A 16,464-nucleotide genomic window follows, 5' to 3' on the forward strand; every position below is an offset into this window, starting at 1 on the left:
GTTTTATATAGTGAGGTGATTAGAATGAGTGGTGTAGCAGGAGAAGGATGCGAGATTTTAGTACCATTTAATGAGAGAAGACCTTTAGCTGAGATAGAGAGAAGTTTAGTTAAAACATATAGAAAACAAGTTTGGTCAAAATTTATAAAAGCTATAAAGGATTATAAATTAGTAGAAGAAGGGGATAAGATAGCTATTGCTATTTCTGGAGGAAAAGATTCTTTAATAATGGCAAAGCTTTTTCAAGAGTTAAAAAAACATGGTCAAATAAACTTTGAACTTGTATTTTTAGCTATGGATCCAGGATATCATCCTCAAATCAGAGAGTTACTTGAGGATAATTGCAAATATTTAGATATACCAGTACATATTTATGATTCAGGAATATTCCAAGTTGTAGACAAAATAGCTAAGGATTATCCATGTTATATGTGTGCAAGAATGAGAAGAGGATCATTATATGGTAAGGCAAAGGAACTTGGATGTAATAAGTTAGCTTTAGGACATCACTTTAATGATGTTATAGAAACAACAATGCTTAATGTTTTATATGCAGGTAACTTTAAAACCATGTTACCAAAATTAAAAGCTGCTAATTTTGATGGAATAGAGCTTATAAGACCTCTATATTATATAGAAGAAAAATATATAAAAAGATGGATTCAAAGAGCTGGAATATGGCCATTAAACTGTGCATGTATGGTAGCTGCTAAAAAAATAGGTAATAAGCGTTTTGAAATTAAAGATATGATTGAAGAGTTTAAAGAAAAGTTTGATGGAGTAGATAAATCAATATTTAGAGCAGCACAAAATGTAAGTGTAGATTCTATTTTAGGATGGGATATTGATGGAGAACATTATTCTTATTTAGACTTTTATGATGAAGAATCCTTATTAAATTCAACGGCTGAGTTAAAGCAAAAAGGATTAGTAAATGAAGCTGTTGCCTATGAAAGACAAAACATAGCTAGAAATCTTATAGGACTATTAGATGATGAAGTAATAGCTGAGAAAACAGGATTATCTTTAAAAGAAATAAAAAGTATGCAAATAGATAATTAAAAAATGGGATGTATTAAGACAAAAAGATAAAACTTATAAATGAGTTTTTACAATTATTAAATTTATAATTGTAAAATTGTAATAGGTTATATTATAAAGCTACTTTAGATAATATATTTATAATATTTATAAGTTTTATAGTAGATTTTGTCTTTATACACCCTTTTTATTTTGTATTTACTAAATAGGAATAATAAGGATTAAAAGTGGTTATATGTTATAATATTATATATTGACTTGGTAATATTAAGTAAGGAAAGAATGGTGGTATTTATGACCATGCAAGATATTTTGTATTATATACATACATATGGGTTAATTGTATTATTTTTAATAGTTGTAGGTGAATATTGCGTACCTGCAATGCCTACAGGTATAGTAATGCCAGCGGCTGGCATAATTGCAGGACAAGCTCATAAGGGAATAATAAAAGTAATGCTAATATCCTTAATTGCAGGTCTGGTAGGAAGTATAATATTATATTTTTTAGGTTATTTTGTAGGATCAACACTTTTAGAAAAGCTTAAAATTAAACATCCTAAAATAGAAGATAAGCTTGAAAAAACAGAAAAAATACTAGAAAAGCATAGTTTTTTAGGGATATTCATATGTAGATTAATACCTATTATTAGAACCTATGTATCCTTAATATGTGGCACTGTAAAGGTTAATTTTTTTAAGTTTATTATTTTTTCTATACCAGGTATATTTTGCTGGAACTTTACAGGCATTGTAGTTGGATATTTCTTTGGAGGAAAGATAAGATTTTAGTTTGTGATTTTGATTTTGTGTATTGAATTTTATTTAGATTTTAGGGGAAAATATTAAATTAAGGGGTTATATGAAAGGAGAAAGAGAAAGTTTTATGGACATAGATGCTGTGCTAAATTATTTTGCAACTTATGGTTTAACCTTGTTATTTGTAATAGTATTTTTAGAATATTTAAATCTACCAGGACTACCAGCTGGAATAATAATGCCTGCTGCGGGGATATTAGCTTCTAGAAATAATCAAAGTATAGTTCTTGTGGTTTTTATATCAGTTGTGGCTGGAGTTTTAGGAAGTATAGTACTATATTTAATAGGATATTATGGAGGGGCAATACTCTTAGATAAATTAGGATTGAAGTTTCCTAAGGTTCAGCCAACCATAAGAAAAAGCAGTACTATTTTAAAGGAAAAAGGACTTTTTGGAGTTTTTCTTTGTAGACTATTGCCTGTTTTAAGAACCATAGTTTCTATTATAGCAGGTTCAGTAAGAATGAATTTCTTTAAGTTTTTAATCTATTCTACTCCAGGAATATTCTTGTGGAATTTAGGTTTTATATTTACAGGATATTTCTTTGGAGATGTATTTTTAAAATAAAAATTAGTATGTAAATAAAAATGGCTGTATTAAAATAATAAGTTAAACTAAAATTTATTAATTAATCTTAGAAAATTAAATAATATATTTAAGTTTTGATTATTTTAATACAGCCAATTAAATTTTATATGAAAAATAATAAGTCTAAAAGGAAAATCCTTTTTAAAATAAGAGGAAAATTATTAGTTATTTTCTAATATCTTACATAAGAAAGAAGTTAGCTAAGGTTGAATTAGGATTTTCTTTTAAAATTTCTTTAGCAAGATTAGAACAAATCTCATAAGTTAATAGAGGTTTCTCTAAGGTTCCAAATAATAAAAGCCATTCCATATATTTTGTGGAATTTTCTAACTGAAAGGCTTTTTTTCCATGATAAAAAGCTAATTCTTCATAATATAAGGGTGTCATTACTATAAATAAATAGTAGGATATAAGATAATTGCAGTAAGCAAGTTCCTTTCTTTTTGTCTTTTCTATAGAAGTAAGTTTATTATAAAGATAAAAATAAAAATTATTTTGAGTGTGAAAATCCTTTGTTTTAAGTAAGATTAAATGTTCTTCTGTTATGTCAAAAATACTACATTTATTTAACTCTAAATTCAATAAGTCATTTAATGTTTCCATAATATATCTCCTTATAGTGTAATATATAAGTATAACATACTACATAAGATTTCTTATGTAAACAATTTAGAGTTTAAGCTTTTTGAAATACTTTGTTGTAATATATAAATATAGAGTTTTTAGGGGAGTTTAGGCGAGTTTTTTAAATTAAATATGGAAAGGAGGGAATGTAAAAGAATATAATAGATGAGAATTTTAAAATAATATAAATAGCTAATTTAAGGAAGTGATAATATGGTTTTAATATATTTCTTAGTGGCTCTATTATCAACAATTTGTGGATCAATGGCTGGACTTGGTGGAGGAGTAATAATAAAGCCAGTTTTAGATTTCTTAGGAGACTACAATATAGAAACTATTGGAGTTTTATCAGCATGTACTATTTTTTCTATGGCCTTAGTTTCGGTAATCAAACAATTATCTTATAAAAGTAAGATTGATATAAAAAATACTGGGTTATTAGGTATTGGTTCTGTAATTGGGGGATTATTAGGACAAAAGTTATTAACTTTTATATTAAAAATTGTTCAAGGAAGAATCGTATCTTTAGTGCAAAGTGGAATTTTAGCATTGTTATTAATATTTGTTTATATATACATGAATAATAAAGAAAAGTTTAAGAGTTACAAAATTGATAACTTTATTTTAAGCACTATAATTGGGATATTTTTAGGATTAATAGCAGCCTTTCTAGGTATTGGGGGAGGACCAATAAATGTTGCCTTTTTAACAATATTCTTTTCCATGGAAGCTAAGAATGCTGCTAGAGATTCTGTCCTTATAATACTATTTTCTCAAGCATCTAAACTTTTAACTATTGCTTTTGGAACTGGCTTTTCTGGGTATGATCTATCCATGCTTCCATATATGATATTTGGAGGTGTTTTAGGAGGTTTTATAGGGGCAAAATTTAATAGAATCTTTAGTAATGAAATAATATTAAGAGTTTTTAATACTATAACAATTTTAATTATAGGACTAAATATATATAATTTTATAACTGCTATTTAATAAAAACTTTTTAATTTAGGCATAGATGAAATATATATGTAAATAAAATGTGATATAATAATTGAAAAGAATATATTCTCAACAAAGTGAGGGTGATAAAAACATGGGAAGAACTAACATAAGTTACGGAGCTAAGGATATTTTATATAAGCTTATGGGACAACTTTATAAAGGAAAACCACTAGAAATTTTAGGCGTTAATGATATGCCTAAAATAATGGACAGGCTACCAAGAAACTTTTTTGAAAATGAAGTTTCAGAGGTAGGGCCTAATGAAATATTTATTTTAGAAGATGGCTCTATTTTACTTTTTGGATATGAGGATGAAAAAAATATAGATGAAAATATGTTTATATACTTAGAGGTGGCTGTTAAGGTTATAAAGAGATATTATAAGCATAGAGGAGCCTTTCCAAAGGTTAGAATGGCTATAATTTATAATTCAAGTGTTAAGGAAGCTAGAAACACATTAAGTTTTGGAGATATACTTATTTGTTCAGAAAGCATATTTATGAATAAGCTAACTGCGGAGAAAGTTTTAAAAGAGTTAAAGGAGAAGGTTTTAGAAGATAATTTAACTCAAGCTGATAAGATAAAATTCATAATGTTGCCACTTATGAAGAGTGAGCATGATGATAGCAATATTTTAAGAGATTGTGTTCAGTTAGCAAAATCAATAAAATCTGAAAGAGATGAGGCAATTATATTAAATGGAATAATTGAATCTACAGATAAGTTTATTAGTGAAGAAGAAGCAAGAGAACTTAAGGAGTTGTTAGAAATGACTAAGATTGAGAGATTATATAATGAAGAAAGAGATTTAGCTGTTAAAAATGCAAGAAAAGAAGAGCAATTAAGAATAGCAAAAAGCCTTGCAGGCATATTATCACCTGAGTTAATATCAGAAAAGCTAGGTATAACAATAGAGGAAATTTACGAGCTTCAAAATGCAGAAGGCTAAAGAGAATAGAAAAATTTACTTTTAATAAAAAGCTTTGGATGAGAATAATTTTTAGAGATGAAAGTTATTTTCCACCAAAGCTTATTTTAGTATTTTAAATAATATATTTAAAATATGAACATCATAAAGAAGATATTCATAAAAATGAAAAATGTGCTATAATTAAAATCATTATAGATTTTTTAAAGGAGAGAAGTTAAAGAATGGAACTTTTAGTTTATGTTAAAGGAAGAAGGGATCCTTTTACTTATAGTGGTGATAGAATAGATGTTTTAGATTTTGAAATGAATGGGATAAAGTATAAGCAAATAAGATATTTTAGAAAAGGTTTTTCCAAATCAGAACTTATAGAAAGTGAATTAATAACTAGAATGAGAGAAAACAAGTAGATTAATTTTGCCATGAATAAAATAAGCCTTTACTCATAAAATAAAACTGATTTAAGATGAGGAGGTGAGATTTATGGCAAAGAAAGATCAACAATCTTCTTGGAATTCAAAAAGATTTAAAGCACCTAAAAAGAATAATGAAGAACCAGTGCCAGAAATTCAAGGAAAAAAATAGATATATATTGAAAAAATAATGAATAAGTGGCAAAATAAAACATAGAAAATTTATTATATGGAGGTGCAGGGGTGAAAAAATTAAATAAGTTTTTATCATTAGGTCTAATGGTATTATTTTCATTAAGTATATTAGTAGGATGTAATACTTCTAAGAAAGAAGAAGCTAAGGCACCAGAAGAAAAAACATCCATAGAAATAGTAGTACCAGATGGACTTCCAGCTATTAGTATAGTTAAAATGATAAAAGAAAAACCAGAAATAATAAAAGGCTTAGATATAAATTATTCAATAGTAAAGGGATCAGATGCTTTAGTTTCTAAGGTGTTAAAAGGAGAGGGAGATATATGTATAGTTCCTTCAAATGTAGCTGCTATTGCATATAACAAGGAAGCTAAATATAAACTTGCAGGAACAGTAGGTTTTGGTTCATTATATGTTATAAGCAGTGATGATTCTGTTAATAGCTTAGAAGATCTTAAAGGAAAAGATGTTTACAATGTTGGTCAAGGATTGACTCCAGATTTAATATTTAAGATATTACTTCAAAATGATGGAATAAATCCTGAAAAAGATTTAACATTAAGTTATGTAAATGCAGCTTCAGAATTAGCTCCTTTATTTATAGAGGGAAAAGCTAAATATGCAGTTGTTCCAGAACCTATGTTAACTAAAATAATGACAAAGAAACCAGAAACAAAAATAGTAGCATCATTAAATGAACAGTGGAAAAAAATGAGTGATTCAAAAATGGGATATCCTCAGTCTAGTGTTATAGTTAAAGAGGACCTAGCAAAAAATAATTCAGAGGCTGTTCAAAAGATCTTAAAGGAAATAGATAATAGTACTAAGTGGGCAAATGAAAATAAAGAAGAAGCAGGTGCCTTTGCAGAAGAAGTTGGCATAACAGGCAAAAAAGAAATAATAGCTAAATCTCTAGAAAGAGCAAATTTAAATTACGTAAGTGCTTTAGATAGTGAAAGTGAATATATTAAATATTATGACAAGATTTACAGCTTAGAGCCTAAAGCTATAGGAGGTAAAAAGATAAATGAAGAAATTTTCTTACAAAAATAAGAAATTAATATTTTTATCTTCAGTGATACTTTTTATTTTATGGCAATTAGCTAGTATGATTATAGGGAGTGAGGTAATATTACCTTCTCCCTATTTAACGTTTAAGGGGTTAATTGAAGTAATAAAATCAAATGATTTTTTCAAAATAATAATAAGTACTTTAGGAAGAACTTTCATAAGTTTTACCTTAGCCTTAGTTATTGCTTTATTTTTAGGTGTGTTTAGTGCTTTTAATAAATATGTTTATAATTTTATGATACCTATATTAAATGTAATGAGATCTTTACCAACAATAGGCTTTATAATACTTGCTTTAATTTGGTTAAGTCAAGGCATAGCTCCTATATTAGTTGGGTTTGTAATGAGTTTTCCTATATTTTATGATGCCATAATAGGAGCTATATTAAATATAGACAAAAATATACTAGAGATGGCTAAGGTTTATGAGATTGGTATGGGTAATTTAATAAAGAATATATATTTGCCAAGCATAAGTTTTGCCATATGTAGAATAATGGTTTCAACCTTTTCCCTAACTATGAAGTTAGTAGTTGGAGGAGAAGTTATTGGACAACCTAAATATGGTATAGGAACGGCACTTTTTGTGGAAAAGAATTATTTAAATACTAATATGGTATTTGCATGGATAATAGTAGTAATTATTATAGGAATAATTTTTTCTTTAATACAAAAAACTATTGATGGTAGAGTTTTTAGGTGGATGAAATAAAATGAGTATTAAATTAATAAATATAGAAAAGAATTTTGGAAGTAAAAAAATATATGATAAATTTTCTTTAACCTTTGAAGAGGGAAAAATAAACTGTATTTTAGGGAAATCTGGGTGTGGAAAAAGCACTTTATTAAATATAATAGCTAATCTTGAAGAGATTAACTCAGGCGAAATTATAGGAGTTCCTAAAAAAATAGCCTATGTGTTTCAAGAGGATAGGCTTATTGAATGGAATAGTATATACACTAACATGGAACTTCCCTTATTAAAAACTTACGCAAAGGATGAAAGAAAAGAAAAAATTAAAAATATCCTAAGAGAAGTTGAACTAGGGGATTGTATGAACTCATATCCTAAAGAGTTAAGTGGAGGTATGAGGCAAAGAGCAAATATAGCTAGGGCACTTCTTTATAATGGAGAACTCCTTTTAATGGATGAACCCTTTAAATCCTTAGATAAAAGTAGCAAAGAAGATATTATTGAGATATTTAAAAAAAATCATTTAGAAAAAAATAATACAGTTATAATGGTTACCCATGACATAAATGAGGCCTTAAGCTTAGGAGATAATATATTTTTATTAGGTGGTAACCCAGTTAGTTTAATGGATAAATTTAAAGATGTACAAAAATCAAAAGAAAAAAATAATATAGAAGATAAAATTCTACTTATTTTAAAAGAATAAGATTATAAAGGAGGGGTACAATGAGCAAAAAATTAGATTTACTACAGGATAAAGAAAGTACATTATTAAGAAAATATATGATACCTTCAGTTGCAGGAATGTTAGGCTTATCAGTGTGTATATTATTTGACACCATGTTTATAGGTCATAAAATCGGAGAATTAGGCTTAGCTGCACTAAATATAGCCTTGCCAATATATAATTTATATAGTGCCATAGGGCTTACTATTGGAGTTGGAGGAGCAACAGCCCTATCCGTAGCTATGGGGCAAAAAAAATTCCATAGGGTAAATAGAATATTTACTTCGGCAGTATTTGCAACTATCATATTTTGTATAATAATAAGTTTATTAGAAGTTTTCTTTTTAGATAAAATAGTTTATATGCTTGGAGCTTCAGAAGCAACCTTTCCTTTAGCTAAAGAATATTTAAAGATTATTTTAGCCTTTAATCCTGCTTTTATTTTTGCATCTGCATTTATTGTTTTTGTTAGAAATGATAGAGAGCCTAAATTAGCTATGTATGCAGTAATAGGATCAAATACAACTAATATAGTACTAGACTATGTATTTATATATATATTTAATCTAGGAATGTTTGGAGCAGCTTTAGCAACATCTATAGGGCAATTGGTAGCCTTAGGAGTTTTATCAATACATTTTATAAAGAAAAATAATACCATGCATATAGAACTTGGAGGAATAAATTTAGATAATATAGGAAAGGTACTTAAAAATGGAGTGCCTAGTTTCTTAAATGAAATATCAGCAGGCTTTGTCATATTTATTTTTAATATTGTAATATATAAATTTGAAGGAGACTTAGGAGTTTCAGCCTATGGAATAATTACAAACATAGTTTTAATATTCATGGCAGTCTTTAATGGAGTATCCCAAGGGGTTCAACCTTTAATAAGCGTAAATTTTGGAGCTAAAAAGGAAGAACGTGTTAAAGAATTCTTAAGGTTAACAAGAATAATAGTACTAATTTTAGGTGTAGGTTTTCTAGGTATGGGACTATTATTACCAAATCAAATGATAGGACTATTTACAAGTGATAGGGGAAGATTATTAAGTATAACTAGACAGGGAATATATCTATACTTTATAGCATTCTTATTTAATGGAAGCAACATACTTAACATAGCTTATTTACAAGCAGTTGAAAAATCAAAGGAATCATCTCTTTTATCAACACTTAGAGGATTAGTATTTGTTATTATATTTATAATAGTCTTACCAAGAATTATAGGGGTTTATGGAGTATGGCTAACAATTCCAATAACTGAGTTAAGTACACTTTTATTATTTTTAATATTTGAAATAAAAAGTAAAAGAAAAAATATATAAAACAATAAAAACCGTTGATTATCAACGGTTTTTATTGTAAATGCAAAGAAGTAAATATAGTATAGTAAGAGTTATAGTGATTTTTTAAACAGGAGGTTAAGTTAGTATAATTAACCTAATAACATACTATGCAGATTTATTAAAATGTGATAATAAATTAAATAAAAATATGATAATAAATTAAATAAAAAATTGTAGAAGTTAAATAAGTTGTATATAATAATATTAAAGCACTTTTTAAAGGAGAGATTTTTTTAATGGACATTGGTAATTATAGAGAGATGGATCCATATATGTTACTTAGTATTATAAATTTAAAATTAAGAGATTACTATAGTGATATAGAAAGTTTGTGTGATGATTTAGGAATTGAAAAAGATATTATTGGACAAAGACTTAAAGACTGTGGATACATATATAATAGAGAAAACAATCAGTTTGTTGCTGAATAATTATAATTTATGTTTTTTAAAATAGGGAGGATTAATTAAATGAACTTAAGAAAAGAACCATATTTATTGGTATTTGGAGCTTCTGTAGTGGATGTGTTTGGATTTAGTAAGGCCAGTTATAGACCCTATAACTCAACACCAGGTCATGTAAAGATATCTTTTGGGGGCGTTTGTAGAAACATTGCTGAAAATATGGCAAGAGTAGGCGTAAATACTAATTTTATGTCCATATTAGGTAATGATGAGCATGGAAAGAGTATAGTAGAGCACTCAAAGAAAATAGGATATCATATGGACGATTCTATGGTAATAGAAGGTGGAAGCACTCCAACTTACTTAGCTATTTTAGATGAAAATGGTGAAATGGTTTCTGCTATTGCAGATATGAAAAGTATAGGAGCTATGAATACTGATTTCATAGATTCTAAAAGAGAAATCTTTGAGAATGCTGAATATACAGTTTTAGATTCTGATAATCCAGAAATAATGGAATATTTATTAAAGAACTTTAAGGATAAAACTAACTTTATCTTAGATCCAGTATCAGCAGAAAAAGCAAGCTGGGTAAAACATCTTATAAAGGATTTCCATACAATAAAACCTAATAGACATGAAGCAGAAATATTAGCAGGTTTCCCTATAACAGATACAGATGACTTAATAAAGGCAAGTAATTATTTCTTAGGTTTAGGAATTAAAAAGGTATTTATAAGTTTAGATGCTGACGGTATATTCTATAATGACGGTGTATCTTGCGGTAAAATAAAGGCAACAGAAGTTGATGTTAAAAATGTTACAGGAGCAGGGGACTCTTTTGTAGCTGGATTAGGATACGGATATATGAATAAAATGCCTATAGAGGATATTGTTAAATTTGCTATGACTATGTCTAATATAACAATATCACATGAGGAAACAATTCATCCAGACATGGCTTTAGATACTGTTTTAGCTAAATTAGAGAAAACAACTTGGGAAGAAGAAAAATACGATTTAAATAAATAGAATAAAATATTTTGTATTTTCTTGTAGGCTTAAACTTTAATCCTACATAAATATATAAATGTGGTGAGGTGAGATTATGAGTAAAAAAATAAAAAAAGGAAAACTTGCTCTATTAGCCCTAGCAGGAAGTGCTTTTGTAGCATCACTGTTATATGATAAAAACCAAAAAAATAAAAAAGATATGGAAAACTTAGAATTAGAGTTACAAAATATAGAATCTGAAGAATAGAAAATGAAAAAGACACTAGTAATTACTAGTGTCTTTTATTTTAAATTAAAGAATTTGCTTTTTCTAAAGCTTCATCAAAATTTGTAGCAAAGTGATCTTCACCTAAAGTATCTATAAATCCCATAAGTCTCATAACTTTTTTTGGCTGTTCTTGTAATTCAGATATTATTAAAGTCATATTACGAGACTTACAACTTAGAGCTATATTTTTTATTTGTTTATATCCTGTAACATCTAAAGTCTTAGTATGTCTCATTCTTAAAACAAGAACCTTTGCATCATCATTTATTTCCTTCATTGTATTCATAAATGTATCTACAGCACCAAAGAAAAGGTGACCTCTTATATCATAGACTAAGACATTTTCTCCAACCTTAAGATTTTCCATATCAGTATCTATATTAGATTTATCAGAACAGTCACTTTCATTTAATTCATTTACTTCTATAGAAGTAGCAACTCTTCTCATAAATAAGCACATAGAAACTACCATTCCTATTCCTATAGCAATTACTAAATCAAATAATACTGTTAAGAAAAATGTTGTTAGTAATATAGCTATATCACTTTTAGGAGCCTTAAGTATTGCTTTAAAAGTTCTCCATTCACTCATGTTATATGAAACAATTATTAATATTGCTGATAAAGTAGTTAATGGAATGAATTTAGCAAGAGGCATAAATACAAGCATTATAAGTAATAAAGTTATTGAATGAACTATACCCGAAATAGGAGTTCTTCCCCCATTTTTAACATTGGCAGCAGTTCTAGCAATTGCTCCAGTAGCAGGAATTCCTCCAAATAGAGAAGAACCCATATTAGCTATTCCTTGTGCTATAAGTTCTGCATTTGAATTATGCTTGTCTCCAATCATACCATCTGAAACAACAGCAGATAATAAAGATTCAATTCCACCTAAAAGCGCTATTGTAAAAGCAGGTCCGATTAATGCTTTTAATGTATTAAGATTTAGGTTAGGAATATGAGGCATTGGAATATTTGAGCTTATTTTACCAAATTGACTTCCTATTGTTGCAACTGGTAAATTAAATATAAATACTACTAAAGTTGTTACTATTAAAGCTATTAAAGATCCTGGAATCTTTTTATTTATTTTTGGCCAAAAGATTAAAATAATAAGTGCTAGTAATCCTATAGCTAATGTATAAAGGTTTGTAGTGTTCATATGAGATATGTAAGCTTCCCACTTAGGTATAAACTCAGAAGGGGTTTTAGTCATTGAAAGTCCTAAAAAATCCTTAACCTGTGTTGAGAAAAGAGTTACAGCTATACCAGAAGTAAATCCTACCGTTATTGGATAAGGTATGTATTTTATTAAGCTACCAAATCGTAATAAACCAAATAAAACAAGAATAATACCAGCCATAAATGTGGCAATTATTAGTCCATCAACTCCATGATTTTGTATAATACCAAATACTATAACAACAAAGGCACCAGTAGGCCCACCAATTTGAACTCTACTTCCTCCTAATAATGAAATTATAAATCCAGCTATGATTGCAGTTATTAATCCTTTCTCAGGAGACACCCCTGAAGAAATACCTAATGCAATAGATAGGGGAAGTGCTATAATAGCAACTATTATCCCAGCGATTAAATCTTTAAAAAATTGTTCTTTTGAAAATCCGTTCTCTTTATCATCTAAAAGAGAAATTAACTTTGGTTTGTACATTGAAATATATCAACTCCTTATAAAACAGTCGATTTCTATTATATTACTTAAATGGTACATTTACAATTTCGTAGAACGATTTGAAACGTTATTAATTAGGAAATAGCTATTTTATTTACAAAAAGTTTACAGAAATTATCTTGAAGGTAACCTATGTTACAGAAGAATAGGGAAAGATAAAATATAATTGATTTATAAATTATATTAAGAGGTGAAAGTATGAGTTTATTTTTAGGAAAAATCCATTTTTGGTTATTTGATAAAATAAAGTGGTTTGAAAATCTAGAGGAAGAAGTTTTAAAAATAGCAAAGGAAAGAAATATGCCAGTAGAGGAGTGGGTTTCTTATGCAAATTTAAATTTTGGAGAAAAAACTCCAAATAAACCTTTAGATGAAATAATAGATGAAAGTAATATACATGGTTGGTTAGAAGGAAGAATAAATTCAGCTGAGAGTAGATGTGCATATTATATAACTAATATGTTAAAGGAAGATAAGGGAGTAAAGAAGGAGCTTATAGAGCTTTATGAAAACCATGGAAAAATAAATGCAGATGAGTGCAAAGGAAAAATAGATAGGGAAAATATTTTAGAAGTGTATAATTCTTTAAATGATTATATATTAGATGGTATGCCTTGTGATAGAATTAATGAGATTTTAGAAAATTCTCCTGAAAAAATAGTATGGCATATGAGTAGAGACCTACATGAAAGATTTTGGGAAAGTGTAGGAGGAGATGTAAATGAGTTTCATGATTTAAGAAATTCATGGATAAAAGCCTTTGTTGAAGAAATTAATCCACAATTAGAATTAGTTATTTATGAAAATGGACATAAGTCTATAGTAAGAAAATAGGTTAGACTATTAATTTTTAAATATTATAAATAAAAGTATAGTGAAATAGGTAAGATAATGGCACTTTGACAATTAAGGACATATTATAAATTAAAACCCTTTAACATAGGAGGATAATATGTATTTAGCTCAAGGTGCCATTATAAGTTTGGACTTAGGTAAAGGGCATATTATAGACAAAGATACATCAGATGATTTAAAAGAAAAAATTCAAAGAACTATTCTTTATTTTTTTAAGAAGGAAGTAGCTCAAAATAATTTAAGGTTTATTGATTTTACTCCCTATAATGAATTTTTTATTTCAAATGGAGAAAAGTTAAAAAGCATAGTGAAAAGAGTAAATAGAAGTGAATCAGATTTGCATATCACTTTAAATATTGATTTTTCAAAGTCAAATGAAATTTTTTGCTTTGTAGAAGAATTTGATTCAAAGGGGAGAAAGTTTGCAGAGAATATATGCTCATTTTTTGAATTAAGCAATTATAAGAATAAGGGCGTTAAGAAGGCCGAAGTTTATAATCTTTTATATATGGATAAACCAAGTATAATAATAGACTTAAATCTAAATATTAAGGATGAATCTGAAGTGGCTGAAAAAGGGGAATGCATAGCTAAAACCTTAGTTGAATCTATTTTATCCTTAGGAACAAAATAAATGTTGAGAGATAATCTCAACATTTATTTTTTAATCTATAAATTTCAGGAGTACTTTCATCTATTACTTCAAAGCTATATCCAGCTGATTTAAAATGTTTTATGATTGATGGCAATGCTTTAGCAGAATTATTATTAGAATATCCACAATGCATTAAAAGTACAATATAATCAGAATTAGAAATTGACTTTTGAACTATAGAACTTGGGCTTAGGTTTGGATTAAGAGCATCAGTGCTATCTACCGTCCAATCATATATTCTAAAGCCTTGTTTATGTAAGGAGTCTACTAAGGATTTTTTTAAGGTATATGTACTATTATTAGAACCAAATGGAAATCTAAGAGAAAATACTTTCTTTCCAATAACTTTTTCTATGGATTCTTGAGCTTTTAAGTTTTCTTCTAGGAATGAGGAGTCATTTCTGTAAATTTTATTTCTCTCATGGGTAAAGGTGTGTACTCCTATGGAATGACCCTCATCATTCATTCTTTTAACTAAATCAGGGTGTTTTTCTACTAGTTCTCCTATTAAAAAAAATGTAGCTTTTACATCATTTTCTTTAAGGGTGTTTAAAATTTCTTCTGTAACCTTACCACCAGGGCCATCATCAAAGGTTAAAAATATTTTTTTTGTGCTTTCTTCTAATTCAGCTGCTTTAATAGGTTTTGAAGAGGTAGCTAAGGCTGAAAAAGAAAATATTAATGTAATTAGTAAAAAAACAAATTTTTTCATTTTATCACTTCCTTAAGTATTATTTCTATATTTAAAACATCTTAATTAGTATTTTCAAAAAAAGCATTAAATATAAGCACATTAGGTTACAAATTAGAAAGGAATAATTGTTTTTTATTTCTTTCACTTTATGTTATAATTAATAAAATAAAAAATATAAAGAGAGTGATAATATATGGAGAAGTATTTAAGAATATTATTAGGAATAATTGTTACAATACTTATATTCGCTTTTGCAATTTGGGTATTACCTTATGTTTTAATAGGAGTTGCAATACTGATCCTTATAGGATGGGTGTACTTTAAATTTATAAGAAAGTATGTTAATAAAAACAAAAAAGAAAAAACAGAAACTTATACTTACACATTTACAAAAGAAGAAAAGAAATCAGAGGCTGATATGCAAGATGATGGCCCTGTTATTGATGTTGATTTTGAAGAAGTAAAAGATGATAAATAAGGATTGATTTAATGAATTTTAGAAAGTTAAAAATATTTTTTGAAACAGCTAAATGTTTAAATATGACTAAAGTAGCTAAGTCTATGTATATAAGTCAGCCATCTATAAGTCAAGCCATAGCTGAATTAGAAAGTGATCTTGATGTTAAACTTTTTGATAGAATAGGTAAAAGGCTTTATCTCACTCATGAGGGTGAAGTATACTTTGAATATAGTAGAAGAATTTTAAACCTTTATGAAGAGGCAAATAGTACCATTAGAAGTAGTAAAGAAGGTCAAAAAGGGAAAATAGTTATAGGTGCAAGTACAACAATAGGTATATATATACTTCCAGAGTTAATAAAGGAATTCAATGAGTTACATAAAAATATAGAAATCTCTTTAATAATAGAGAATACACAGTTAATAGAAGAGCTTATTATGGAAAATAAGGTTGATATTGCTTTAGTAGAAGGATATGTAAAATCAGATGAATTAGAAGTTTTTGATATAGGAAAGGATGAGTTAATATTTATAGCAAATCCTAATAATCCTATATTTTCAAAGGATAAAATAACTTTAAAAGACTTAGAAGATGAAAAATTTATTATGAGGGAGCCTGGAAGTGGTACAAGAGAAATTATAGAAAATTATCTTATAAACAAAGGGTGCAACTACAATGTATATATGGAACTTGGAAATACAGAGGCTATTGTAAGAGTTGTAGAAACAGGACTTGGTATAGCCTGTGTTTCTTGTAAAGCTATAGATGAAAGAATCAATGAAGGCTTAATTAAAGAAATAAAAATAGATGATATTAAGGTAAGTAGAGATTTATATCTTATATATCATAAGGATAAATTTATTTCTAAAAACTTAGAAATATTTATAGATAAAATTAAAAATTCAGATATATAAAAAAAAAGGATAGTAATACTTATTTTTTAGTATTACTATCCTTTCTTTTCTT

At 27.5% G+C, this 16,464-nt stretch carries 19 protein-coding genes and 1 pseudogene; 17 read left to right on the forward strand and 3 right to left on the reverse strand.

What is annotated here, in order from left to right; all coding sequences use genetic code 11:
- Positions 1-24: 24 nt before the first annotated feature.
- The 3 genes and pseudogenes from I6G60_RS07880 to I6G60_RS07890 all read left to right on the forward strand — a co-directional run.
- Positions 25-888: pseudogene (locus I6G60_RS07880) on the forward strand (tRNA 2-thiocytidine biosynthesis TtcA family protein); the annotation flags it as partial.
- A 453-nt stretch (positions 889-1,341) separates the two neighbouring features.
- Entirely contained in the window at positions 1,342-1,833 is a 492-nt protein-coding gene (locus tag I6G60_RS07885; protein ID WP_004459450.1) for a DedA family protein, read from the forward strand.
- Between the two features lie 70 nt (positions 1,834-1,903).
- The gene (locus I6G60_RS07890) at positions 1,904-2,428 is read left to right on the forward strand and encodes a DedA family protein (protein WP_003474005.1); all 525 of its coding nucleotides are present in this window, start codon (positions 1,904-1,906) and stop codon (positions 2,426-2,428) included.
- A 201-nt stretch (positions 2,429-2,629) separates the two neighbouring features.
- Here the strand turns inward: I6G60_RS07890 and I6G60_RS07895 are convergent, their stop codons facing one another.
- Positions 2,630-3,052 carry a hypothetical protein gene (locus tag I6G60_RS07895; protein ID WP_003457203.1) on the reverse strand — a complete coding sequence of 141 codons (423 nt, stop codon included), beginning with the start codon at positions 3,050-3,052 and terminating at the stop codon, positions 2,630-2,632.
- 234 nt (positions 3,053-3,286) lie between these two features.
- Between I6G60_RS07895 and I6G60_RS07900 the strand changes: the two genes are divergently transcribed.
- The 10 genes from I6G60_RS07900 to I6G60_RS07945 all read left to right on the forward strand — a co-directional run bounded on the left by I6G60_RS07900 (position 3,287) and on the right by I6G60_RS07945 (position 11,117).
- Entirely contained in the window at positions 3,287-4,063 is a 777-nt protein-coding gene (locus tag I6G60_RS07900) for a sulfite exporter TauE/SafE family protein (protein ID WP_003454673.1), read from the forward strand.
- A 103-nt stretch (positions 4,064-4,166) separates the two neighbouring features.
- Positions 4,167-5,024, forward strand: a complete 858-nt coding sequence (locus I6G60_RS07905) for a hypothetical protein (protein WP_111744243.1) — start codon at positions 4,167-4,169, stop codon at positions 5,022-5,024.
- Positions 5,025-5,227: 203 nt separating this feature from the next.
- Positions 5,228-5,413, forward strand: coding sequence for a hypothetical protein (locus tag I6G60_RS07910; RefSeq protein WP_003457312.1), 186 nt, complete (start codon positions 5,228-5,230; stop codon positions 5,411-5,413).
- A 246-nt stretch (positions 5,414-5,659) separates the two neighbouring features.
- Complete coding sequence (locus I6G60_RS07915) at positions 5,660-6,664, forward strand: ABC transporter substrate-binding protein (protein WP_197925701.1); 1,005 nt, start codon at positions 5,660-5,662, stop codon at positions 6,662-6,664.
- A complete protein-coding gene (locus I6G60_RS07920; RefSeq protein ID WP_003474008.1) occupies positions 6,639-7,394 on the forward strand; it encodes an ABC transporter permease in 756 nt (251 codons plus the stop codon). The genes I6G60_RS07915 and I6G60_RS07920 overlap by 26 nt, the downstream gene beginning before the upstream one ends.
- A 1-nt stretch (position 7,395) precedes the next feature.
- Positions 7,396-8,082, forward strand: coding sequence for an ABC transporter ATP-binding protein (locus I6G60_RS07925; protein ID WP_011590858.1), 687 nt, complete (start codon positions 7,396-7,398; stop codon positions 8,080-8,082).
- Between the two features lie 20 nt (positions 8,083-8,102).
- Positions 8,103-9,431 (forward strand): MATE family efflux transporter, encoded by a 1,329-nt coding sequence (locus I6G60_RS07930; protein ID WP_003457235.1) that lies wholly within the window; start codon positions 8,103-8,105, stop codon positions 9,429-9,431.
- 257 nt (positions 9,432-9,688) lie between these two features.
- Positions 9,689-9,883: a DUF4250 domain-containing protein gene (locus I6G60_RS07935; protein ID WP_003454644.1), complete on the forward strand. Its 195-nt coding sequence runs from the start codon at positions 9,689-9,691 to the stop codon at positions 9,881-9,883.
- Positions 9,884-9,922: 39 nt separating this feature from the next.
- Positions 9,923-10,888, forward strand: coding sequence for a carbohydrate kinase family protein (locus I6G60_RS07940; RefSeq protein WP_003454665.1), 966 nt, complete (start codon positions 9,923-9,925; stop codon positions 10,886-10,888).
- A gap of 76 nt (positions 10,889-10,964) precedes the next feature.
- Complete coding sequence (locus I6G60_RS07945) at positions 10,965-11,117, forward strand: hypothetical protein (protein ID WP_003457268.1); 153 nt, start codon at positions 10,965-10,967, stop codon at positions 11,115-11,117.
- Between the two features lie 40 nt (positions 11,118-11,157).
- Here the strand turns inward: I6G60_RS07945 and I6G60_RS07950 are convergent, their stop codons facing one another.
- A complete protein-coding gene (locus tag I6G60_RS07950) occupies positions 11,158-12,813 on the reverse strand; it encodes a SulP family inorganic anion transporter (RefSeq protein WP_003457300.1) in 1,656 nt (551 codons plus the stop codon).
- Positions 12,814-13,032: 219 nt separating this feature from the next.
- Between I6G60_RS07950 and I6G60_RS07955 the strand changes: the two genes are divergently transcribed.
- Both I6G60_RS07955 and I6G60_RS07960 read left to right on the forward strand, forming a co-directional pair.
- Positions 13,033-13,668 (forward strand): hypothetical protein, encoded by a 636-nt coding sequence (locus I6G60_RS07955; RefSeq protein ID WP_011590857.1) that lies wholly within the window; start codon positions 13,033-13,035, stop codon positions 13,666-13,668.
- Positions 13,669-13,786: 118 nt separating this feature from the next.
- Entirely contained in the window at positions 13,787-14,323 is a 537-nt protein-coding gene (locus I6G60_RS07960; RefSeq protein WP_011590856.1) for a hypothetical protein, read from the forward strand.
- Positions 14,324-14,339: 16 nt separating this feature from the next.
- On the opposite strand, the gene I6G60_RS07965 is transcribed toward I6G60_RS07960, so the two are convergent.
- Positions 14,340-15,056, reverse strand: a complete 717-nt coding sequence (locus tag I6G60_RS07965) for a polysaccharide deacetylase family protein (protein ID WP_011590855.1) — start codon at positions 15,054-15,056, stop codon at positions 14,340-14,342.
- Positions 15,057-15,231: 175 nt separating this feature from the next.
- Between I6G60_RS07965 and I6G60_RS07970 the strand changes: the two genes are divergently transcribed.
- The gene (locus I6G60_RS07970) at positions 15,232-15,516 is read left to right on the forward strand and encodes a hypothetical protein (protein ID WP_003454593.1); all 285 of its coding nucleotides are present in this window, start codon (positions 15,232-15,234) and stop codon (positions 15,514-15,516) included.
- A gap of 11 nt (positions 15,517-15,527) precedes the next feature.
- Positions 15,528-16,412, forward strand: coding sequence for a selenium metabolism-associated LysR family transcriptional regulator (locus tag I6G60_RS07975; RefSeq protein ID WP_003457153.1), 885 nt, complete (start codon positions 15,528-15,530; stop codon positions 16,410-16,412).
- The last annotated feature ends 52 nt before the right edge of the window (positions 16,413-16,464 follow it).

Source organism: Clostridium perfringens, from assembly GCF_016027375.1.
Lineage (GTDB): Bacteria > Bacillota > Clostridia > Clostridiales > Clostridiaceae > Sarcina > Sarcina perfringens.